Origin of the sequence: Moorena sp. SIO3A2 (assembly GCF_010672265.1) — a bacterium.
GTDB lineage: Bacteria > Cyanobacteriota > Cyanobacteriia > Cyanobacteriales > Coleofasciculaceae > Moorena > Moorena producens.
In genome coordinates, this window is sequence record NZ_JAAHHC010000010.1 from 1 (window position 1) to 23630 (window position 23630).

A 23630-nucleotide genomic window follows, 5' to 3' on the forward strand; every position below is an offset into this window, starting at 1 on the left:
TCAGGGTTCACAATGATGCCCAATCTGACCAGTTGAATCAATCTATTCAAGCTCGTGCTTTTACTACAGGTAAAGATATCTTCTTTCGGCAGGGGGAATATAACCCTGGGAGTCGAGGAGGGCAGGAGTTAATTGCTCATGAATTGACTCATGTGGTTCAGCAAAAGAAAGAGATACTAGGGAGTAGCGGGAGGAAGATAATACAGCGGGCGATTGCTATAGAGGCGGAATCAGATAATGAAATAAAAGTAGAAAGAAAAGACGAAAATAAAAAAGACTGCTTTACTCAAATAAAAGATACTAAGAAAGCGTTAGCAAAAAAAGGCAAAGTAGCAATAACAAGCGACAATGGCAATCTAGAATTCGTCACTGATCCGATGAATAATTCGGACGAAATAAAGGCAGCACATACAGATATGAAAAATTTTCTCAATGAGAATAAGAAAAGAAAAAATGATTTGGTGAATCAAGGCGATAATATAGGTGGTTTTTTGTTCTCAGGAGAAAAGGTGGCTGGCATGCCCTATCAAATAAGATATGTAGCAGAAGAGAGGAGAGATGCAGAAAAAGCGAAGTTTGTTCCACAGGCAACCCTAGACATACCGTTTAAACATTTTGGCTATTACATAGATCTATTAGCGGACAAAAACAACAAAGATTATCGCCAGTTGATAGGAAAGAGCGCGGCAGAAACAGCGCAACTTTTGAAATTAAAATTAAACGAAGAGATCATAGAAGAGACGATCAATCAGACAGATCTGAAAACTATAGACTCCCAGGAAGACTATAGAGCCGTAATAGGCTATCTAAAGATGCTCCTCATGGCACTAATCGAAACCTTTGATGCAAACACAAAAGGAAAAGAAGAGGATCCAAAATATGCTTTTGCTACAATGCCGAGAAATAGGTTTAGCGAAATGTATGAACAATTAAAAGCAAAGGATAGCATAGACCTAGAAAAGATCTTAGACATATTTAGTAAGAAAGTGCTCGAAAAAAGGAATCAACTAGAAATATTACCTGATATTTTTAGTAAAGGTCTTTATGACGAAACAGGCAAGAAAGTCGAAGAGTCTAAACAACCTACAGTATCATCATGGATTTCTAGTATCAAGAATCCGTTGCCAATGGATTTCATTCAACAGGAAATTGATGAGGGTAAGGATAAGGATAAACAGGGGAATGAATGGTTATCAGATGTTTTGTCACCCCCAGAAGGATACAGAACCAAAAGGGAGGGATTGGGAGCCTATGAATTAAATGAACAGGGAGTGCCATTTTTCGAGCTTAGGGATTTCATGAGTACCCGTAGCAATAAAAACATCCCATCAGCGCAGAAGATCGAAGACATCATGGCAAATGCCGAAAAACTATTCGAATTCGGAAAAAAGTTTTTGCCAAGTGAGTCGAAACTAGACACGAACTTCTCAAGTGCTGTAGATGATGGACAGGCGTCTACAGCAGCTGAATATAGTCCAAAAGCGAAAAGATTTAGATCAGCAGAACAAGATCAAGAATAGATAGTTGCAAAATATCACCAAATAATGGAGTAGTGCGAAGCTCTTGTAGGGTGGGCAAATGGACATGATTCCTAATTAAATTGCCAAACTCTCATCATTTGCCCACCCTAGTGCGATCGCTTTTGTAGGGTGGGCAAACGGACATGATTCCTAATTAAATTGCCAAACTCTCATCATTTGCCCACCCTACCCCTGCTCTGTTGTTGCTTGAGTTAACTAGGTGAGCTATGCCACGTTGGTAGGGATGTAGCGCGGTCTTGAGGTGAACCCCCTCAGTGCTATTCGGATATATCATGATGATGTGACCTTTGCCGACTATTTAAGATTGAGTCAAGCTCATGGGTAATCTACGACAAAGCCAAACCAAAAAGACACTAACTCGTGATCAGTCTCTTGTATCGGGAAGTAGGAAGCCAACATACCACCCCATAGAGGAACTGCAAGGGATAATCGGCAACCGAGCACTGGGTAATCTCATTAAATCCCAGCCAGACAAGTATGGACAAGTTCATCGTTCCCAAGATCCTCTGCTGAGTAGTGTCTCCCCTGTTAGTGGGCAGCCAATCCAGCGAATGCCAATGTTTAGGGGACTTTCCCATGAGTTAAGGGGCAATTGGCAGCAGGGCAATCCAGTACAGGCGAAGCTAACTATTGGTGAAGCTGGGGATAAGTATGAGCTTGAAGCTGACCGAGTAGCATCGGAAGATTTAGACCGGATTAACGCACCTATCCCGAATAAAACCGGATTGCCAGATAAGCTCAAAGCAGGAGTGGAAAACCTGTCAGGATATTCACTGGATGATGTCAGAGTTCATTATAATTCGCCCAAACCTGCCCAGATCCAGGCACTCGCCTATACCCAGGGTAAAACGATCGAGGTGGGCCCGGGGCAGGAGCGACATCTGCCCCACGAGGCGTGGCATGTGGTGCAGCAAATGCAGGGACGGGTCCAAGGTACCACCCAAACGAAGGGTATCATGGTCAACGATGAGAAAAGCCTAGAACAAGAAGCTGACTTGATGGGAAGACGAGCAGTCAGACAAGCAGTTACCAATCCTGCTAATTATCAGAATTATCCCCAGCACTTGTTGGAGACTTCGGCTCCACAAACTTCATTGATTCAGTGCATGAGCCCCGAAGATGCAGAGAAGAAACATAAAGAATATGATCACAAATATAGTAGCATCATTAGTGAACTCATAGAAATCAAATATATTATAGAATTTTCTTTTAAAGAAAATAAAACAGCAAGTGCAAAATATGATCGATTTATAGAAGAAATTCAGGACGCTATTAGTAATGTCAGGTCAATCGATGCCTGGGAACAGTTAGAGAGAGATTTAAAAGAGCAGATGCCTTATGTCTTATCACAAGGAATGGATCTAGTATATATACTCGCCAAAAATGAAGGTTATCAATTATATGATAGTGGCACTTTAGCGCTAGCGTTAGAAAAGCTACATAATCTGGTCAAGGAGAATGTTCCCCTATTACCGAGAAACAGAGAAAGAACAGAAAAGCAAAGTTCAACCCGGAACACATCGAGCACCAAACGATTAAAACAAGCAGTGACTCGAGTACCAGACCATAAAGGGTTTACAGGTCTGGATGTAACCCAGACCGGAGCCGGTGTTGGGTCAGGTTTTATAGGTGCGTTAGAATCAGGTGCAACAGGAATAACTGGTCCGTTACAAGTATTAGGCCTTCCCAGCGTCGGTTTCGCATTCGCTGGAATAGGTTCACTTTTTGGAGCGATAGGTACCTATGTTGCCATTAAAAATCGCAAAGAAGAGGGAAAAAGCCAAGAAAAAGCCAAATCTCTGGACGAAAGATATAAAGAACTAAAAGGAGAATCATATACTACGGCGGGTTACACAGAGAGAAAAGCCGAGAGTAAACTAGCCCGTGCGAGAAACGATATCATTTCAGGCACAGGGGCATTCATAGGAGGAGCAGGAGGCGCAATAGCCGCCGGTGTGAGCGTAGCAGGAGTAGGTGCCGCGTCCGTTACCGGCATAGGCGCAGGTGTAATAGGAGTGATCGCAGGAATTGGCGCAATAGGCCTGTTATTGAAAAGAGCAGGGAAAAAATACAGTCATAGGAAGCCACCAGAGATAGCGAAAACTATAATAGAGTACTGGGAAGACCCGAAACAAGGGAAGTTCGCAAAATACATCCTAAAAAACCAATTAGGCCTGCCGCCTGATCAGGCACCAAATAAAGCCGATCTTGTTCCAGCCATAGAGAAAAATAAGGGAAAAATCAGAAACTGGGCAGCCAAATTCATAGTTGAGCAGTCAATTCGTGGAAACCCATTAGACCGAGCCTACGCCTACGCACTTATAGGTGCACTAGGCGTCGATCCCAATATACCGGAATATGATCTACTTTATGAAAAAGTAAAAGCATCTTTGAAATAAGCAGGTACACCCAAGCCTTAGTGCTGATTTGCTAAGCAATTGGATGTTACCGATCTAACTCAGCCCAGGTTGAGCAGTGCGATCGCGGATCTTGTAGTGCGATCGCTTTTGTAGGGTGGGCAAATGGACATGATAACTGATCTATTGCCAAACTCTCATCATTTGCCCACCCTACCCCTGCTCTGTTGTTGCTTGAGTTAACTAGGTGACCTATGCCACGTTGGTAGGGATGTAGCGCGGTCTTGAGGTGAACCCCCTCAGTGCGATTCGGCTATATCATGATTAGGTGACGTTTGCCGAGTATTTAAGATTTAGTCAAGCTCATGGGTAATCTACGACAAAGCCAAACCAGAAAGACTCTAACTCGAGATCAGTCTCTTGTATTAGGAAGTAGAAAGCCAACATACCACCCAATCGAGGAACTGCAAGGGATAATCGGCAACCGAGCACTGGGTAATCTAATTAAATCCCAGCCAGACTTATCTGGACAAGTTCATCGTTCCCAAGATCCTCTGTTGAGTGGTGTCTCCTCTGTTAGTGGGCAACCAATCCAACGTCAGCCAATGTTTAGGGGACTTTCCCATGAGTTAATGGGCCATTGGCAGCAGGGCAATCCAGTACAGGCGAAGCTGACTATTGGTGAAGCTGGGGATAAGTATGAGCTTGAAGCTGACCGAGTAGCATCGGAAGTAGTGGATCGGATCAACACACCAGTTACTAGTCACAGCACTCAACCAGACTCAATTCAAGCTCAAGGTCAGCAAGATGAACTGATGAGGAAGCCAATGGTGCAGCTAATGTCTGTTGAAGGTGGGATGGCAGCTACCCCAGAGTTGGAAAGCTCAATCCAACAGGCAAAGGGGTCGGGGATGCCCATCGCCGAAAGTATCCGGAAACCAATGGAACAGTCGTTTGGGGCAGATTTTAGTGGGGTGAGGGTTCACAGTGATGCCCAATCTGACCAGTTGAATCAATCTATTCAGGCTCGTGCTTTTACTACAGGTAAAGATATCTTCTTTCGGCAGGGGGAATACAACCCTGGGAGTCGAGGAGGGCAGGAATTGATTGCCCATGAATTGACCCATGTGGTGCAGCAGAATAGAGCCTCTGTGCAACGCCAATTAAACCAGCATAATGGGAGTGAATTTGACCATAACGATAAAATTAGTACTAATGAAAGTGCTCCCGTAGATGTTGTACAGCGTCGAGTGGGATATGAATTTGAAGCACAGTGGAATGTGCGAAATGTAAGTAACTGGCAACAAGCCCAGCAAGACTTTCAACGTGCTAAGACTCAACGGGATTTAGCGATCAATATTAAAGTGGCTAAAGTAATGGCTGAACAACCTTCCATAAAAATAGTTGAGCTTACTAACCACGAAAAGGGATTGGATCAACAAGGTCGTTTAGACCTATGGTTTACTGACGATAGTCAATCTACTCTAACTAATGCCGGTCAAGCACTAATGACCAGAGTAAATGAGGACAGTCAGGACTACCAGGCAATGGTTTTTAGCATGTATGTAAATAAACAACTTAGTGAGCCTCCATTACTCGGTCAGAATGTTCCCAAAGCAACAGCTTTTATTCGAGGTGATAAATTTGATCTAACTGCTGATGCAAGTCCTTCAGGAGGCTCTAACTTAGAATGGGTCACAGAGCCACTAGAAAGTAAAAGTGAAGTTGAATCAGTAATGGATAACATTGTGGCAATGGCAAGTTATCTGAATAGTCGTAAAGGAGAGGAGTTTATTCCATCAGAGGACGTAACAGCAGGTGGAGGAGAACCTGATTCTAATCTCCGAATTTATCCAGATGGAAAGGAATTAAGCTTTTCCCCTCAGCTTACGGCTGGTTTACATATTGGAAAGATTAGCGATCTTGTCGAATACGTTACTGTTAAGGAAGACTTGAATGTCACTGGATGGCTCAATCAAAATCTCTTTAAAAGAGAACGTCATAAACAACAATCTCGTAAGCAAAAAGCAAATAAAGATTTATTTGGTAAAGGAGACTTATCATTTTTATCTAAGGCCGATGCATGGGTCAATGATCAAGTAAAGAGATTAAATGTAGGGGGAATTGATGATAGTGTCAGTAAAAAAGAATTAATGGGACTAGTGACTATCTTGGTAAATTATCTCCACAAAGCAACAAACATGACGGATAGAGATAACTCAAAAGCCATTGCGGGAGCGATGATGGCTCGAACTGATTTTGCCCACAACTTTGGATTAATTCCCGAACCCTACAGGAATTACTTTAAAACTAATCCTAATCAATTCGCTGAGTTAGTCTTAAATGCTGCTGGGTTCACAGGTGAAGGGGGACAACCGATTTTCCCAAAAACAATTGAGAAAGGTATGGTGGGAAATATTCAAGAAGTCCGGATTACTTTAACTCGTCAAGAATGGCTAGAACATATTCCTACTGGATATGACCTGTTAAAGAACTATGTTAACCTTCCCGAGGAAATTAAAGCAGCGGATGAAGATGAGTCAGCAGACAACTTAGTCAAATTAGTCAAAGACAAGCGAGCTGATTTTGAGGCAATTCATAACTCCCTTGGAGCTTTAGGAAGTGTTGACGATTTGGTTGGGCTGAGTGACAAACCAGTTAAAGCCTTGGTGGTTGAACTTCGTCGGATGCAAGATGACTTGAAAGTCGGTGATCTAAAGCCGATGGCAGTTTCTGCCTATAATCTAATTGAGCGACTTAATGAGAGTAAAAAGCTCAAATACAAGAAATAGTAGGTGTGAAGGAAGCATTCGGAGTAAAACTTTAAGGGATTAGGAAAACTTCTAACTAGATACAAAAATGCACCATGCTTTAAAAGCCAATGTAAGTCAATGTAATGCGATCGCTCCCGTCCTCCCATATTTCCGTCCCTGCCACAATCCCTTTGATCTCAAAGGCTATATGATAATTACACTGTGACTTTTGCCGACTCTTAATTTAACCAAGCTCATGGGTAATCTACGACAAAGCCAAACCAAAAACACACAAACTCCAGATCAGTCTCTTGTATCGGGAAGTAGGAAGCCAACATACCACCCAGTCGAGGAACTGCAAGGGATAATCGGCAACCAGGCACTGGGTAATCTAATTAAATCCCAGCCAGACTTATCTCGACAAGTTCATCGTTCCCAAGATCCTCTGCTGAGTAGTGTCTCCCCTGTTAGTGGGCAACCAATTCAGCGAATGCCAAGGTTTAGGGGACTTTCCCATGAGTTAATGGGCCATTGGCAGCAGGGCAATCCAGTACAGGCGAAGCTAACTATTGGTGAAGCTGGGGATAAGTATGAGCTTGAAGCTGACCGAGTAGCATCGGAAGTAGTGGACCGGATTAACGCACCAGTTTCTAGTTTGTCAACTCAACATCAGTCGATTCAAGCTCAAGGTCAGCAAGAGGAACTCAAGAGGAAGCCAATGGTTCAGCTTGACTCTGTTGAAGGTGGGATGGCGGCTACCCCAGAGTTGGAAAGCTCAATTCAACAGGCAAAGGGGTCGGGGATGTCGATCGCTGAAAGTATTAGGAAACCAATGGAACAGTCGTTTGGGGCTGATTTTAGTGGAGTGAGGGTTCACAGTGATACCCAATCTGACCAGTTGAATCAATCTATTCAAGCTCGTGCTTTTACCACAGGTAAAGATATCTTCTTTCGACAGGGAGAATATAACCCTGGGAGTCAGGAGGGGAAGAAGTTAATTGCTCATGAATTGACCCATGTGGTGCAGCAAACTGGGGGGCAAATCCAGTGTAAGTCTCAGAGTGATAGTGTGCCGAGTTCTCCAACATTCCAGGTACACTTAGAGCAGAATAAAACTCTACAGCGGGCACCAAGCAAAAAAAAATACCCGAAAGAAGAACACCCGAAAAAATGGACGGATTCTCCAAATTGGCTTTCAATACATGACATACCCTTGGAGGAAGCAACACATGACATACCCTTGGAGGAAGCAACGCCGAGAATTAAACCGGAAGTTTTAAAGCAACTTGGGTTCGGCAATAAAGATGTTCAGAAGCAGTTTCAAAAATACTTTCAAGATATATACCTCAAAAAAAGAGGTGTTAATAAGCTCCTAAGTATTAATGAGCTAAATGTGATTCAAAATATGGCTAACGATGAAGAGGGTAAGCGATATCTAGAAAGCTTACAAATGTTTTCTTTGGAAGAAGCTAAAGAATACTTAAGAAAAAAAAGTGAGAATGACTGGCTCAAACTACATCCCAATCAAAGACTAATTGTGGCTAGCGTAGCTTGGCTATGCCGCTCAAACACTCAACTATTACAAGAACTTAGTCTCAGCAAAGAGTACTTATTTAAAACTCGTCCTTATCAAATGGCTTTACATTTCAAAGCTAATCAGCCAGGAGGTAATGAGTATCTGGATGAAATTCGGAGTAACACTGGTGAAGTTTGGCAAAAAACCCTTGATTTAGGGGAAAAAGGGAGTGAGAGAAAAGCCATAATTATTGAGGAAGCCAAGAAGCGTCAGCAAGAAATACATCAATACGGTAAGGCGAAAGGTAAGAAAGTTGATATAGGTGAGGCGATTGAAAAACATACAAAAGCCATAGGGGTGCTTAAAAAAGTATTTTTACTCATGCAAGCTGGATTAAAAGAATGTACTGATATTGGAACCGAGGGTAACTTGCCCAGATATGAAAAGTGGTCGGAAAATGTTGCTACCGCCCTATCTCATGGTGGCAGAGTCAATATTGTAATTCCTAAGCTAGCGAAAAAAAGTGAAGCAGGCGTAAGAGACCCCTATGCCTTACTCAATTGGCTTGGTGTAACTCAAGCAGGAAAAATAGACGAAAGTATCGGAGCGTTTAAACGTTCTTTCGGTACACACTTCATGAAAAGGTCGAGGCAGGAAGAAAAAGTTCGAGAGCAAGGAGGAAAGCTAGCAGCAATTAAAAATAAATTTTATGGAACAGAACTTTATGGCATAAATTTAGCTGTTGGTGGTATTGGTCAGACAGATTTCAACAGTGATATAATTTTGCCAGATGGAGCCCACGGACATTTGCTGATTGTTTTTCGACCTCCAACTACAGAAAAATTCGGAGCTCTAGAGGTTGGAGTAGAAACAACTGCTCCAGGTGGTGCGAGTAACGAGGGATATGTTCATAACTGGAAGTCAACAGAAGCAACCGCAAACCCTCTATCTAGTGCGGGAGGTGCTAAAGCTGAAAAACACGGAAAAGGAAAGCTCGATTGGAATCGCCTCAGTATAGTTTCTCTCGACGAGATAGATCAAACTACAGTAGTAGCAAAGGAAATGGAAAATTGGCTTGAAAAATTGGAAAGACTAAAAGCTTTCTATGATTTATTGAAAAAAAATGAGAGAATAATTACTCAAGACTTAGTTGGTAAACGAGACAATTTTAGGGGTAAAATCACCTCATAATATACAAACTATTAAATATTTCGTAAAACTCATGGGTAATCTACGACAAAGCCAAACCACAAAAACACTCACTTCTCAACAGCAACAACCATCACCTAGTACCAAGCCAGAGCTCCACCCCATAGAAGAATTGCAAGGGATAATCGGCAACCGGGCACTAGGTCATCTAATTAAGTCCCAGCACCAAAACTCTCAGTCAGAAGTTGGTTACCAACAGAAAGTTGCTCGAACTATTGACCCTCTGCTGAGTAGTGTTTCCCCTGTTAGTGGGCAGCCAATCCAACGTCAGCCAATGTTTAGGGGACTTTCCCATGAGTTAAGGGGCAATTGGTTCGAGGGGAATTTAGTGCAGGCGAAGCTGACTATTGGTGAAGCTGGGGATAAGTATGAGCTTGAAGCCGACCGAGTAGCATCGGAAGTAGTAAGACAGATTAACGCACCAGTTCCACGTCAAACCACTCAACATCAGTCGATTCAAGCTCAACAGGAACAAGATGAACTGATGAGGAAGCCAATGGTGCAGCTTCAATCCCAGGACGGTGGAATGGCGGCTACCCCAGAGTTGGAAAGCTCGATCCAACAGGCAAAGGGGTCGGGGATGCCGATCGCTGAGAGTATCCGGAAACCAATGGAACAGTCGTTTGGGGCAGATTTTAGTGGAGTCAGGGTTCACAGTGATACCCAATCTGACCAGTTGAATCAATCAATTCAAGCTCGTGCTTTTACTACAGGTAAAGATATCTTCTTTCGGCAGGGGGAATATAACCCTGGGAGTCGAGGGGGGCAGGAATTGATTGCTCATGAATTGACCCATGTGGTGCAGCAAACTGGTAGTACAGTACAGCGATCGCAATCGCAGAAGATTGGAAGAGTCTTCGACGAAGTAAAGCAGTTATCTTCTCCAGTCATTCAGAGAGCTCAGGCATGGACACGACGGGCAGATGATAACTTTGACAGCTTTGTCTTAGAGCTAGACAAACTTGTAAATAATCTTGCCGACAATATCCTAAAAAATCCCCTCAGAATTCCAGATGTAGATGGTTACACAAAACGATGGATAGCTCTAGTTACATCATTTACGGATACATACAAGATGAGTGGCAGCTTGGATGATGCCCTTAAAAAGGAGCCATTCATTTATGCATCCTACGGTTATGCAGTTGAATCCCTAACTAATGCTTCAATAAAAACAAACAAACTTGACCCCTATCTGCCAACAGGAATGCAGATTGTACTTCAGGGGACACGGGGTCATACTCGACCAGATCTTGTTATTAAGGAGCAATTAACTGACAAGGATATCGCTTGGTTTGACATTACAGCATCACAAAGCGAGGCACACATAGATCAGAAGACAGGTAGTGGTTGGTCTAATCGCCCATATGTGGCTGAGGTAACCTATCCGTCTTTAACTAGGAAAAGTCTTGAGGAATTAGCTGACGCAGTGCTTAAAAATCATCTATCACCTCAGGAATTGGAAGACTTGAAAAAACTTGTGGAAGCACATAAATTTGAACAAGATAAGCAATTAAATAAGGCAGCTGACTTAGTTAAGCAAGCAGTAGACTCGGTGCAATATCAAACAAATATGGCAAAGAGAAGGACAGAATTTGAAACAGAAATGGCACGATTGCTTGGCGAAACGAAGAAATTGCGTCCGCAAGAGGCAAAAGGATGGATTACTGTGGTACATTCTAGGTTAGGTTACTCCTACACCAAACTTGCCGCAGAAGCTGGTTACAAAGGTGAAACCGCCAGAGGACCCAATACAGAGCGAGCAGCGAGTATTATATATAGTCTATGATCAAACATGATTACGCCTCGCTTAGGATATTGCTCTGTCTAGAAAGTTGTATCTGGAGCCAGCAGTTCTTGACTAACTAACCTGCGGAATGTGGAATTACTCCACTAAGTGTTTCCCTAAAACCTAACACCTTAATAATGCGATCGCATAAGCGCGGAAGCTGAGGCCTTTCGGCCACGCTTTGCGAACGCTTCCGGAGCGTAGCGTGGCCTACGGCCAATCGCTTTTGTCGGGTGGGCAAATGGACATAATTCCGGATTCAATTGCCAAACTCTCATTATTTGCCCACCCTACGCTACTGTGGAACGGGCAACCCTACTGTGGAACGGGCATCTTGCCGTGGAATGGGCATCTTGCCCGTTAAAATCTTCCGGCGGGCAGGATGCCCGTTCCACTCCTATTAATCCCGCCCCTCAGCAATGCCAAAAAATAAGTAGTCCCCGGTATAATTTGAATATATCTGTCAAAAATTAGGGCTTATGAATAAGAGTGACTTAGGGGAAATTGAACGTGCTGTCAGTCAACTTTCTAGGGAGGATCTAGCCAAATTTCGGGCTTGGTTTGCAGAATTTGATGCAGCAAATTGGGATCGACAATTTGAGACAGATGTTGCGGCTGGTAGACTTGATGCCCTAGCAGATAAAGCACTGAAAGATTCACGACAAGGAAATTGTACTGATTTGTGAAACATCTTGCTACACCTGATTTTTGGTATTCTTATCGACACCTACCATCGTAAATCCAAGAACTTGCCGATAGATGTTATGAGTTGCTCAAACAAGATCCTCGATATCCCTCACTACATTTCAAGAAAGTAGGTCGGTTTTGATCAGTTCGAGTAGGTTTACATTACAGAGCGATTGCGGTGGAAAAGGATAATGATCTAGTTTGGTTTTGGATCGGAACACACGCCGAATATGACAAAATATTAGGCTCAAAGTAGCGTACGCCTAGACTTGTAGTGCTTAGGCTCAAGTCCGGTGGGCAAATGGACATGATTCCTAATTAAATTGCCAAACTATCATAATTTGCCCACCCTACCCCTGAGGTTAGCAAATCCACTACCGTCTACCCTGTTGTTAATTGGTTTATCGGTTAAAATTGTAGAGCAAGTCAAAAAAATCTTAACCTGCTGAATAGGTGACAAGCAAGACCGATCGCCTGATTTTGTAGGGTGGGCAAATGGGCATCAGAGCTGATGAAATGATCAAATTCTCAAAATTTGCCCACCCTACCCCTACTGGCACAATTGGAGACAACCCTGAAATGGTACAATCACAACCAAAAATACTGACATTGGAGGAGTTTCTGAAACTACCGGAAACAAAGCCTGCTAGTGAGTACCTTGATGGAAAAATTATTCAGAAGCCCATGCCTCAAGGAAAACATAGTCGTCTTCAAGGAGAACTAATACCCGCAATCAATAGTTTGGTAAAAGCTAAAAAAATTGCTTGCGCTTTTCCTGAATTACGTTGTACCTTTGGGGGTCGCTCAATAATACCTGACATTTCAGTATTTCTTTGGAACCGAATTCCCTGTGATGATAATGGAGAAATTGCCAATGTATTTAACCTGACTCCAGATTGGACTATTGAAATCTTATCTCCAGACCAAAGTCACACAAAAGTAACCAAAAATATTCTTCATTGCCTCAAGCATGGAACCCAGATCGGTTGGTTGATTGACCCAGAGGAAAAAACTGTGTTTGTTTACCATTCTAAACAAGAAATTGAGGTATTCGATCAACCCGATATGTTACTTCCTGTACCATCTTTTGTAAGTGAGCTAAATCTTACAGTTAAGGATTTATTTGCCTGGTTATTACTGTAACTATGGAGTCCTATAGCATTTTTATTTTAGTTGTGAACATAGATTTTGTAGGGTGGGCAAATGGACATGATAGTAAGCATTCAGCTATCAGCTTAAGCGCTACGCGCACGCTACTTGAGGTGCTATCAGCTATCAGCTTATGAGCTATGGGTAAGTTACGGGAAAAGTGCTATGAATCTTGTCAGTGCGATCGCATAAGCGCGGAAGCTGAGGCCTTTCGGCCACGCTTTGCGAACGCTTCCGGAGCGTAGCGTGGCCTACGGCCAATCGCTCTTGTAGGGTGGGCAAATGGACATGATATTTGATCTAATTGCCTTTCTCTCATAATTTGCCCACCCTACCCTACGGAATGGGTACGCCTAGCCAATAGTATTGTAGATCATGCAGACAGACACGGTTTTAAAGGGAATTATTTAAAGTATCTCAGAAAAGCCGCTAATTTTAACAAAAAATGGTCGCGAAAAACCCAATTACCCAATGGGGCATTGAGATGGAATAAAGGAACTGAATTTCTTATAGAAAGAGACAACAAAATTATTTATTACGGCTAAACTTAAAAAAATCATGCCAAACTTAGATATTTCCAACAAAGCTGATAATACCATAACAGCCAAAGGATATATTGAGCAAATCTTAAATCAATTGCTCATTGACTATCAAGCTACTCAGGCAGAAAGAGTAAAAATTTCCCGATGGGAAGAAAATCAAGACGTTAGTATATTAGGGATTATTGAACTATTAACCGATACTATTAGAGGATACGCCTTTCAAGTGATTAATGATAATTCATTAAATACCCAATAAATTAGTAATGAATTACAGAAAATAAAACTAGTAGAAATCCCTAAATTTACTGAATGGTATTTTTCACAATACTTTGATTATCCTAAAATGAAACACTATGTCGAAACCCTGAACTATTTACGTTTATTAATAATCGAATATATCAGGGATATCAAAGCTCTTGTAGAGTGCGTTAATGAAGTGTAACGCAGCTGTCAATGTCCGCTTGAAAGTGAGTACGCGAATAGTGTAGGTTGGGTTGAGACAACAAAACCCAACAAACCGATGATATGACACAATAAAGGTAGTGAAGTGCGATCGCTTTTGTCCGGTGGGGAAATCGACATGATTCCTAATTAAATTGCCAAACTATCATTATTTGCCCACCCGACCACTTGTCCGGTGGGCAAAGGCACATGATAACTGATCTAATTGTCAAACTATCATCATTTGCCCACCCTACCCTACTAAAAACTCTATAATTTGAGTATATCTGTCAAAAATTAGGGCTTATGAATAAGAATTCCTTAGAGGAAATTGAACTTGCTGTCAGTCAACTTTCTAGGGAGGATCTCGCCAAATTTCGGACTTGGTTTGCAGAATTTGATGCAGCAAATTGGGATCGACAATTTGAGACAGATGTTGTGGCTGGTAGGCTAGATGCATTAGCAGACAAAGCACTGAAACATTTACGACAAGGAAATTGTACTGATTTGTGAAACATCTTGCTACACCTGATTTTTGGTATTATTATCGACAGCTACCGTCTGAAATCCAAGAACTTGCCGATAGATGTTACGAGTTGCTCAAACAAGATCCTCGATATCCCTCACTACATTTCAAGAAAGTAGGTCGGTTTTGGTCAGTTCGAGTGGGTTTACATTACAGAGCGATTGCGGTGGAAAAGGATAATGATCTAGTTTGGTTTTGGATCGGAACACACGCCGAATATGACAAAATATTAGGCTCAAAGTAGTGCGATCGCGTAGCGTGGCCTACGGCCAATCGCTCTGGTAGGGTGGGCAAAGGGACATGACAACTGATCAAATTGCCTTTCTCTCATTATTTGCTCACCCTACCCCTGATTTTGTTGGGTGGGCAAATGGACATGATATTTGTTCAAATTGCCTTTCTCTCATTATTTGCCCACCCTACGCTACTACTAAGCTGACCGCTGACCGCTGACCGCTGACCGCTTACTCTAAAATCTAAAATTTCAATCTTCTGGCTCTACACCCATTGCTCGCAATTGAGCTGCTAGACGTTCAGCTCGTTGATGTTCTCGTTCAGCTCGTTGACGTTCTTTTTCAACTAGCTGTCTTTCTTTCTCAACCGGTGTAGGAATCCAATTTTCTGCTGCATCGTACCAACGCAACCAAAGTCGGTTTAACTCTTGATAGTTTCCTGACCACAATCCTAAACCTAGTTCTATTTCTGGAAGCCAGAATTTGTCACCGTTGAGAATCACTTCCCGATAGCTGCTGCGCACTAATTCAAACAAGCGCAGTTTATTGCTATTACCATTGAAGACCACGTAATAGGGAATCCGTAGCATCCGTTCGTAGACTTCCCATTTAGTTGGGGGTTGGTTGGCTTGTGGTCTAACTTCTCCTAAGTCTTCTTTCTGTGTACTAGGAGAAAGTAATTCGATGGCAATAAAAGGAGCTACTCCTTCCTGCCAGATCACGTAACTCAAGCGGGATTCTCTTTGTTCGTACAAACGATCCACTCCCAAGACAGCAAACCAATCGGGACGTTTATACCAAGTAGGATGTTTGAGATTGTAGTAAATATTCAGATCGCTAGCAACAAGAATTTGGTTTCTAGGATAATTGGGAGGGAAAAACGTTTTCTCCAGTAAGTCTGCTTGCCAAATATGGTATTGATCTGGCAATCCTGAATCCTCCTTTTCTTCGCTAGGTAGATCATACATTGTGGGTAGGATTTCTTTCGGGGGTCGGGGTGGATCTGTTTGTTGATACATAAGCAAAGGGAGTAGGGAGTAGGGAGTAGGGAATAGGGAATAGGGAATAGGGAATAGGGAATAAAATTCCCACAATTCCTACACGGATTGTTATAACTTCGATTTTAGATATTAGATTGATGATTGGGGGCAGGTTGGTGCGCCCCTACTCGTGGATTCGCGCTACCCTTTGGTTTGGCCAAAGTGCGATCGCTCTTGTAGGGTGGGCAAATGGGCATGATCACTGATCAAGTTGCCAAAGTATCATAGATTTGCCCACCCTACCCTACCGAATGCGATCGCCTCTGTTATTGGTTGGGTTTGTGTATGCTGATATTCGGTACGTTAGGCTTCGCGCTTGACACCCTACAGAATCTGATCAAGCTAAACTAGAAAAAACCTGCAAATTATCAAGCAATTATGCTCAAAACCTCAGCCTTTCAGCAAGCGATTGAAACCGTTGAAAAATTGTCCTTAGAAGAGCAAGAGATATTACTCGATACTCTTCTCAAAAGATTCCATCTACAACGGAGAGGAATACTAGTGAAAGAAATTAAAGAAATTCGCCAAGAATTAGCCGAAGGAAAAGTGAAATTTGGCTCAGTTGATCAATTTCTAGAAGAACTTGATCAACTATGAAAATTGCTTGGACACCCCAATCACTACGAGCTTTAAAACGAGTAATTCGTAAAAGACCAGATTTTAGACCGCTAATTGAGAAAACGCTGCGTCAGTTAGCAGAAGATCCCTTTCATTCTAGCTTACACACTCACAAACTTAAAGGCGATTTATCTAATATCTGGTCATGTTCAATTGACTACAGCTACCGTATTTTATTTGAATTTATCGAAAATCCTGACGATCAAGAAGAAGCTATTTTGTTGCTTAATTTAGGTTCTCATGATGAAGTCTATTAGTATGATAGCACCTCTTGTAGTGTGATAGCCGTTGGTAGTGCGCCCCTACTCCTGGATTCGCGCTAACCCTTGGTTTTGCCAAAGTGCGATCGCTCAAGTCGGGTGGGCAAATGGAAATAATAACTAATCTAATTACCAAAGTATCATAGATTTGCCCACCCTACCCTACCAAATGCGATCGCCCTAATGAGGTACACATGATTTTTTCTATATTACCTCTTATTACTCTACTGCTCCGAAGTCCCTGCTCCGAAGTCCCTGCTCCGAAGTCCCTATTCCCTATTCCCTGTTCCCTTGCTATAATCCATGATTAACCAAACCGAGGCTTTCCCTCCCAACCCCCAATTTCACCAACTCTTTCTGCTGTTACAGCGCTTAGACCGACTGCTAGAAAGAGCTCTAGCTGCTGCTCAAGTTACCTATGGTTCCATGGCTGCAACTAATCCCTATCGGGGGATGCAAGTTGACCAGGAAGAAGTGGAACAGTTGATGACTCGGCCACCAGGAACACCAGTATTGCAGGTAGATACAGAAACATCACAGGAGTTACCCTCTGATGCTATCCTGGCAGGCTCTTCACTAGCATGGCTGCAAGAAACCTTTGCCCTCTCTGCTTTCGATGTCGATATTATTGCGATCGCACTCGCCCCGGAACTAGACCGGCGCTATGAACGAATTTATACTTATCTCCAAGACGATATCCGGTGTAAACGACCCACTGTGGATCTCGTCCTGAATCTGCTCTGTCCAACTGGGGAAGCGAAACTGGCGCGCCGTAGTCACTTTACCCCGGAAGCTCCTCTCCTACGTCATAGTCTACTACATCTGGTCTCGGACCCTAATCAGCTCCAGCCTACTCTGCTGGCTCACAATCTTAAACTGGATGGGCTAGTCCTGGCTCTGCTGTTGGGAGAAACAGGATTAGATCAGCGACTAAAACCCTTCTGTAGGTTAATTGAGCCTACTATTTCCCTGGAAGACTTGCCCTTACATCAGGAAGTAAAGCAGGCTTTATTAACAATAGTTGTCGAAGATTGGCAAGCAAGCAAACCCTTGGCACTGTATTTTGAGGGTGCAGATACTAGTGGTAAACACCGTAGCGCCCAAGCTCTGGCCAGGGCTGTGGAAGCACCGTTGCTAACAGTAGATTTAACTCGGATTGTAGAAGCCAAAGCTGAGTTGGAGCTAACCCTGAAACTAGCTTACCGTCAAGCCTGGTTTCAGAAGGCTTTGCTTTACCTAGAAGGACTAGAAACTCTACAACAAACTATAGAAAGTTCCGAGAATTCCAGTCAATATCTATCTCTGCTAAGAATCATAGCAAACCATCAAGGAATTACTATCCTCGCTGGTGAAAAACCCTGGAAACCAGAGAAAACTATCGCAATCGGAATGGTTACTGTTCCTTTTCCCATCCCTGAGTTTAGTGTTCGTCGTTGTTGCTGGCAGAATCAACTAACTGCAGCTGGTATTTCCCTAGATGGACCAGAGCTAGATGCTTTATGCGATCGCTTCCGCCTCAATTCCGAGCAAATTACCGATGCCGTGATTGATGCCTGTAATCGAGCCCGTTGGCGCATTGCCCAAAACACCTCCCCCACTCCTCCCACTTCCCACACTCCCCATCAAAAACCAACCTTGTCCGAACTATTTGCAGCAGCTCGTGCCCAATCTGGTCATGAACTAGGTTCCTTGGCACGTCAAATTCAGCCTAAGTACAGCTGGGATGATATTGTCCTGCCAGTTAATCAAAAGGCTCAGTTGCAGGAAATTTGTAATCAAGCCAAATATCGACAGCTGGTGTGGGAAGAGTGGGACTTCCAGAGCAAGCTTTCCCTGGGCAGAGGACTGAATGTCATGTTTTCTGGCCCACCAGGGACTGGTAAAACCATGGCAGCGGAAATTATTGCCCACGAATTAGAGCTTGACCTCTATAAAATTGACCTGTCCCAAGTGGTCAGTAAGTATATCGGGGAGACAGAAAAAAACCTCAATCGCATCTTTACAGCTGCTGCCAATGCTAACGCCATTCTCCTGTTTGATGAGGCAGATTCCCTCTTTGGCAAGCGCTCTGAAATTAGCAGTGCCCATGACCGCTACGCCAATATTGAGGTTGGCTATCTCCTGCAAAAGATGGAGGAGTACGAAGGAGTGGCGATTTTGACTACCAACCTCCGCACTAATATGGACGATGCCTTTGTCCGGCGGTTACGTTTTATTATTGAGTTTCCTTTTCCTAATCTCAAAGACCGCCGCCGGATCTGGGAGCAAATCTGGCCTAGTCGTGTACCTCGCTCTGAGGAACTGGATTTAGATTTTATCGCCCGTCACTGCGAGATTGCTGGGGGCAATATTCGTAATATTGCTCTAGCTGCTGCTTTTATAGCAGCAGATGATGGTGGAATTGTCAAGATGAATCACCTGCTTCGTGCAGTCCGGCGAGAGTATCAGAAGATGGGAAAAGTGTTAATAGAGGGGGAATTTGGTCAGTATGCTGGGCTGATTTAATGATTCGTAATAACTTCAATAACTGTGCAACTGATTCACTAAGTACTGATAACTTGTATGTATTTTTGTTACGGAGAAGAATTAAGGGGCAGAAAGCATTCTAAGGTTGATACTTGGTAACGCTAAATTGCCAATTGACCTCAGCTAGTTGGCTGATGATTTGGCGACCTGCGCGCTTGAGTGAGGGAATGAGATGATTCACGACCTGGATAAAACGTTGGAGGAATTGCTCAAGGGCGAACTCCCTCCTGACCTAATCTCGTCAGTTACGATTAGCTTTGCCACACCTGACAAGGATTTTAGTGTCAAGCCAGCGATTAATCTCTTTCTTTACGATGTGCGTGAGAATCTGGAGTTACGCAACACCACCTGGTCAACAGAACGCAGTAATGGCAGGGCGACCAAAAGGCGTAATCCAGTGCGAGTGGACTGCTCTTACCTAATCACCGCTTGGTCTGCTCTTACAGGTACAGGTAATGGTCAAAGACCAGAGCAAGAAGAGCACCAATGGCTGGGGGAGGTAATGAAAGTGCTACTGCGTCATCGTATGATTCCAGCGGCTGTATTACAGGGAAACCTCAGGGGGATGGAACCTCCGATCAGGACAGTTAGTCTCAGTCAGAGCAACCTACAGAGTTTGGGGGAATTCTGGCAAGCAATGGGAGGAAAGCCCAGACCAGCATTGAACTACACCCTGACTATGGCTGTGGAAGTCGATGATCCGGTTGACGCAGGAACCTTGGTAACCGATATGAGGATTGGGTGAGGGTAGGCAACAGGCAACAGGCAACAGGCAACAGGCAACAGGAGACTCGTATCTATGGTTTTTATTTGATTTCAGCAATATGCAGTTTAAATGCACAACAGCTTACTACTCTCAAAGTCCCCCGCCCCCCTAACCCCCCAATACTGGGGGGAATTAGCGGATGCTTCGCTTTTTGACAGAGGGGGATTGAGGGGGCGATGTTTAAATCCTGTAGTTGACTAAGGAGATTGTGCTGGTGTCAAATAAGATCAGGTTGGAGACAATCCGCCATCGGGTCGCGATCGCTGGGCAGGTTAAAGATGCCCAAACTGAGCAGGTGATTCCCGGAGCAGTGGTCGAAATTGCCGATATGCCCGAAAGCTTGAAAAGCAAGATAGATCTGCTAGCTGGCCTGTACGGAGATGACTGGGAAAAGAGGGTCGAGCGACCTGACCGCACTCGTACCAGAGTTGACGGCTATTTTTACTTCCAGGATCTCCCTGATGGGAAATATACCTTGACGGCTTCCTTGCCAGGTACGGGTACTCGCTATAGTGCTGACCCAACCATCAAAACTATACCGCCTGGTTCTGATCCGGAATCCGATCAGACCGAGGTTGAGGTGTCAAGAGATCCAGAAACTGGTGCGATCGCGATACCTACTGTTAATTTCTATTTCCAACCAACTGCTCTCGAGGGTAACGTCACCAACAACTCAGACGATCAAGCTGTCGTTATGGCCAAAGTCGAGATTGAGGGGAGTGGTGAGTATACCTTTGCTGACAACGATGGGAACTATCTCCTGAGTGGTTTAGAAGCATCTAGGGATACATCAAGTCCTCGCCAGGTTATAGTTAAAGTTGTTGCCCAAGGCTACCAGCAAGAAACCTCTCAACTTGTAGACTTGAACCAAGGGCAAGTGACCATTCAAGATTTTTCTCTGACCAGAAAAAATGGGGTAGTAAACACCTAGTTATATCAACCGAAGAGTTAGAGAGCTTTAAAGATTTTTCTCTGACCAGAGTAAATAAACTAGGAAACACCTAGTTATATCAACCGAAGAGTTAGAGAGCTTTGCTCACATCCAGCCTTTGATTTGACTTATTCAAGGAGTAGAGAAAATGCCAACCTATTTATCGCCCGGTGTATACGTCGAGGAAGTTTCCTCCGGTTCTGCTCCAATTGTGGGAGTGGGGACCAGCACAGCAGGTTTTATCGGTGTCGTACCGGACTCGATAGACGTTCCAGAACCAAACCCTGCCTATGACCCAAGCCAAGACATAGATCCAACCAATAATCCAGCTCATATTACAAAGCCTTTTTCATCTCCTGTTACTAGTGGTGAGGTAAAGCTGTGTACTAACTTTGGTGAGTTCAAGAAGTTCTTTGGAGACTTCTCAACCGATCCAGGTCAGCGTCAGCTAGCTCACGCCGTCTATGGATTCTTTAACAACGGTGGTACTCGCTGCTATGTGGTGCGGGCAGCAGCAGAGAGTGAGATTACGGCTGACTTCCTAGAAAATACATTTGAGCCTATTGACGAAATTGCGATCGTTGCTGCCCCTGGCATTACCAACAGCAGTGTTGTCGATGCCATCATCACTCACTGTCAACAGAAGACCCAGGATCGCTTCGCTATCTTGGATAGTCAGGAAAATTTGGATGATACTTGGAAAACCATGCAACCAGGGGATGGCAATGTACCTAGCAAATCTGATTATGCCGCTTTTTACTTCCCCTGGATTCAAGTCTTCGATCCAGCCACCAACACACAGAACCCCAAAGGCGATGGTCTGCTCTATGTAGCGCCCAGTGGTCATCTCGCCGGTCTCTATGCCCGCGTCGATACACAACGAGGAGTTCACAAAGCTCCAGCGAATGAAACAATATTAGGAGCATTGGGTCTGAAGTATAACATCAGCAAAGCCCAGCAGGATGGACTTAACCCTCAAGGCATCAATTGCATCCGTAATCTCAATGGCAATATTCGAGTCTGGGGAGCACGTACCCTCGGTGGTGATGCCAATGGAGAATTTAAGTACATCAATGTCCGCCGCCTGTTCAATTATCTACGGGAATCTATTGACGAAGGTACTCAGTGGATGGTATTTGAACCCAATAATCCTGAACTTTGGGCGCAGATTACCCGTAATATTAACGCCTTCCTAACCAATGTCTGGAGTACAGGGGCTTTATTTGGGAATACACCTGAGGAAGCCTTTTACGTCAAGTGTGATGAAGAGACCAATCCCCCAGAAGTCAGAGATTTAGGTCAGGTGGTAACAGAAATTGGTGTAGCAGTGACCAAGCCAGCTGAATTTGTGATCTTCCGCCTGAGCCAGTGGGCAGGACCTAGTGGTAGCTAGGCCAGTAGGGAGTAGGGAGTAGGGAAGTAGGGAGTAGGGAGTAGGGAGTAGGGTTTTTTTGCTCAAAATCTTCCCACAGCGCGCGCCCGGGTCCCACCCCAAAGCTTACACCCCAAAGCTTACACCCCAAAGCTTACACCCCAAATCCATAGGAACAAGGAAGATCAAAGTATGGTAACTTCCCAGCAACTGACACCAGGTGTCTACCGAGAGGAGATATTCCCTAAACCAGCCCCTGGACTGTTCACAGGTGTACCTGTATTCCTAGGGTTTGCCGAGACTGGACCAATTAACTCCCCGCAGTCACTTACCCTATGGTCCCAATTCACAGAAACTTTTGGTCAGCCTCTAGCTGACGGTTACCTAGCTTATGCTGTGCGTGGGTTCTTTGAGAATGGTGGCAGCTTCTGCTTGGTTGTGCGGCTAGAAGACACAGTTTCTATCACAGAAGCACTGGGAGGACCGGGAGATGATAGTGGAGGACTAGGAGCGATCGCATCCTTGAATGAGATCGATTTGGTCTGTGTGCCAGATCTAATGCGGGGAAACCCTGACCAGGATGACGTGTTGAGGATGCAGAATGTCATCTTAGAACACTGTGATCTGCTTGGCGATCGCTTTGCCATCTTAGACTCGCTCCCTCCAGTAGCAGTACAGGTGACTCAGTCTCTAGAGAGGGTAACAGAGCAAAGGTCGAAACTGCAAGGCAAAAACGGTGCTTTGTATTATCCCTGGATTAAAGCTGAAAACGGTCCCGACTGGATGCCCCCCTGTGGTCACATTGCTGGAGTTTACGCCCGTAGCGATCAACAATTTGGCGTTCACAAAGCACCAGCCAACGAAACTATTGAAGGAATAGTGGATCTAAAGTTCAATCTGACCAATCGCGAGCAGGACATTCTCAATCCCCTTGGGGTTAATTGCCTGCGTGCCTTTCCCGGACGAGGTATTCGAGTTTGGGGAGCACGTACCCTCAGCGATGAAGCGAATTGGATCTATGTCAACGTAAAACGGCTATTCCTGACAGTGGGCAGATGGCTGGAACTGAACCTAGCAGATCTGGCCTTTGAGCCAAACGAGCTGAAGTTATGGGTACGGATTGAGCGAGAGTTGACCGCCTATTTTGAAGACTTACTCCAGCAAGGTGCCCTTAAAGGACCAACAGAACAAACAGCTTTCTACATTAAATGTGATGCTGAAACTAACCCACCCGAAGTGCGGGAAGCAGGGATGGTAGTCACAGAAATTGGTCTAGCACCTGCTATTCCCAGTGAGTTTATTACTGTGCGTATTATTCTCGGTGCTAGTGGTGTGAAAGTAGCAGCATAGGTCTGGGTTAGCAAGGCAATAGGCAAC

The 23630-nt window shown here is 44.1% G+C and carries 20 protein-coding genes and 1 pseudogene; 19 read left to right on the top strand and 2 right to left on the bottom strand.

Going from position 1 to position 23630, the window contains the following annotated elements:
- Positions 1 to 1520 (top strand): eCIS core domain-containing protein (locus F6K64_RS13100; RefSeq protein WP_287265544.1); only part of this gene is annotated, 1520 nt, incomplete at its 5' end.
- A 154-nt stretch (positions 1521 to 1674) separates the two neighbouring features.
- On the opposite strand, the gene F6K64_RS13105 is transcribed toward F6K64_RS13100, so the two are convergent.
- The gene (locus tag F6K64_RS13105; RefSeq protein ID WP_154659726.1) at positions 1675 to 1815 is read right to left on the bottom strand and encodes a hypothetical protein; all 141 of its coding nucleotides are present in this window, start codon (positions 1813 to 1815) and stop codon (positions 1675 to 1677) included.
- A 43-nt stretch (positions 1816 to 1858) separates the two neighbouring features.
- Between F6K64_RS13105 and F6K64_RS13110 the strand changes: the two genes are divergently transcribed.
- The 11 genes and pseudogenes from F6K64_RS13110 to F6K64_RS13160 all read left to right on the top strand — a co-directional run bounded on the left by F6K64_RS13110 (position 1859) and on the right by F6K64_RS13160 (position 14751).
- Positions 1859 to 3940: an eCIS core domain-containing protein gene (locus tag F6K64_RS13110; protein ID WP_287265545.1), complete on the top strand. Its 2082-nt coding sequence runs from the start codon at positions 1859 to 1861 to the stop codon at positions 3938 to 3940.
- A 323-nt stretch (positions 3941 to 4263) separates the two neighbouring features.
- On the top strand, positions 4264 to 6690 hold the full coding sequence (locus F6K64_RS13115; RefSeq protein ID WP_287265547.1) for an eCIS core domain-containing protein: 2427 nt from the start codon (positions 4264 to 4266) through the stop codon (positions 6688 to 6690).
- Between the two features lie 217 nt (positions 6691 to 6907).
- Entirely contained in the window at positions 6908 to 9358 is a 2451-nt protein-coding gene (locus F6K64_RS13120) for an eCIS core domain-containing protein (RefSeq protein WP_287265548.1), read from the top strand.
- Between the two features lie 31 nt (positions 9359 to 9389).
- Entirely contained in the window at positions 9390 to 11162 is a 1773-nt protein-coding gene (locus tag F6K64_RS13125; protein ID WP_008184103.1) for an eCIS core domain-containing protein, read from the top strand.
- 263 nt (positions 11163 to 11425) lie between these two features.
- Positions 11426 to 11566: a hypothetical protein gene (locus tag F6K64_RS13130; RefSeq protein WP_154659778.1), complete on the top strand. Its 141-nt coding sequence runs from the start codon at positions 11426 to 11428 to the stop codon at positions 11564 to 11566.
- A gap of 75 nt (positions 11567 to 11641) precedes the next feature.
- Complete coding sequence (locus F6K64_RS13135) at positions 11642 to 11848, top strand: hypothetical protein (RefSeq protein WP_008184105.1); 207 nt, start codon at positions 11642 to 11644, stop codon at positions 11846 to 11848.
- Positions 11849 to 11901: 53 nt separating this feature from the next.
- Positions 11902 to 12105 (top strand): annotated as a pseudogene (locus F6K64_RS13140) (ParE family toxin-like protein).
- Positions 12106 to 12428: 323 nt separating this feature from the next.
- Complete coding sequence (locus tag F6K64_RS13145; RefSeq protein WP_044493168.1) at positions 12429 to 12992, top strand: Uma2 family endonuclease; 564 nt, start codon at positions 12429 to 12431, stop codon at positions 12990 to 12992.
- 564 nt (positions 12993 to 13556) lie between these two features.
- Positions 13557 to 13796, top strand: coding sequence for a hypothetical protein (locus tag F6K64_RS13150; RefSeq protein ID WP_287265549.1), 240 nt, complete (start codon positions 13557 to 13559; stop codon positions 13794 to 13796).
- A 491-nt stretch (positions 13797 to 14287) separates the two neighbouring features.
- A complete protein-coding gene (locus tag F6K64_RS13155) occupies positions 14288 to 14494 on the top strand; it encodes a hypothetical protein (protein WP_008184111.1) in 207 nt (68 codons plus the stop codon).
- Positions 14491 to 14751, top strand: a complete 261-nt coding sequence (locus F6K64_RS13160) for a ParE family toxin-like protein (RefSeq protein WP_008184113.1) — start codon at positions 14491 to 14493, stop codon at positions 14749 to 14751. The genes F6K64_RS13155 and F6K64_RS13160 overlap by 4 nt, the downstream gene beginning before the upstream one ends.
- A 240-nt stretch (positions 14752 to 14991) precedes the next feature.
- Here the strand turns inward: F6K64_RS13160 and F6K64_RS13165 are convergent, their stop codons facing one another.
- Complete coding sequence (locus F6K64_RS13165; protein ID WP_008184114.1) at positions 14992 to 15759, bottom strand: Uma2 family endonuclease; 768 nt, start codon at positions 15757 to 15759, stop codon at positions 14992 to 14994.
- Between the two features lie 399 nt (positions 15760 to 16158).
- On the opposite strand from F6K64_RS13165, the gene F6K64_RS13170 reads away from it, so the two are divergent.
- The 7 genes from F6K64_RS13170 to F6K64_RS13200 all read left to right on the top strand — a co-directional run bounded on the left by F6K64_RS13170 (position 16159) and on the right by F6K64_RS13200 (position 23603).
- Positions 16159 to 16377, top strand: coding sequence for a hypothetical protein (locus F6K64_RS13170; protein ID WP_287265550.1), 219 nt, complete (start codon positions 16159 to 16161; stop codon positions 16375 to 16377).
- The gene (locus F6K64_RS13175; RefSeq protein WP_287265551.1) at positions 16374 to 16655 is read left to right on the top strand and encodes a type II toxin-antitoxin system RelE/ParE family toxin; all 282 of its coding nucleotides are present in this window, start codon (positions 16374 to 16376) and stop codon (positions 16653 to 16655) included. The genes F6K64_RS13170 and F6K64_RS13175 overlap by 4 nt, the downstream gene beginning before the upstream one ends.
- A 306-nt stretch (positions 16656 to 16961) precedes the next feature.
- The gene (locus F6K64_RS13180; protein WP_287265552.1) at positions 16962 to 19163 is read left to right on the top strand and encodes an ATP-binding protein; all 2202 of its coding nucleotides are present in this window, start codon (positions 16962 to 16964) and stop codon (positions 19161 to 19163) included.
- A gap of 193 nt (positions 19164 to 19356) precedes the next feature.
- A complete protein-coding gene (locus F6K64_RS13185) occupies positions 19357 to 19929 on the top strand; it encodes a Pvc16 family protein (protein WP_008184121.1) in 573 nt (190 codons plus the stop codon).
- A gap of 235 nt (positions 19930 to 20164) precedes the next feature.
- Complete coding sequence (locus F6K64_RS13190; protein WP_161603163.1) at positions 20165 to 20881, top strand: carboxypeptidase-like regulatory domain-containing protein; 717 nt, start codon at positions 20165 to 20167, stop codon at positions 20879 to 20881.
- Positions 20882 to 21029: 148 nt separating this feature from the next.
- Complete coding sequence (locus F6K64_RS13195; protein ID WP_287265553.1) at positions 21030 to 22274, top strand: phage tail sheath family protein; 1245 nt, start codon at positions 21030 to 21032, stop codon at positions 22272 to 22274.
- Between the two features lie 171 nt (positions 22275 to 22445).
- Positions 22446 to 23603 carry a phage tail sheath family protein gene (locus tag F6K64_RS13200; RefSeq protein ID WP_008184129.1) on the top strand — a complete coding sequence of 386 codons (1158 nt, stop codon included), beginning with the start codon at positions 22446 to 22448 and terminating at the stop codon, positions 23601 to 23603.
- Positions 23604 to 23630 lie beyond the last annotated feature (27 nt).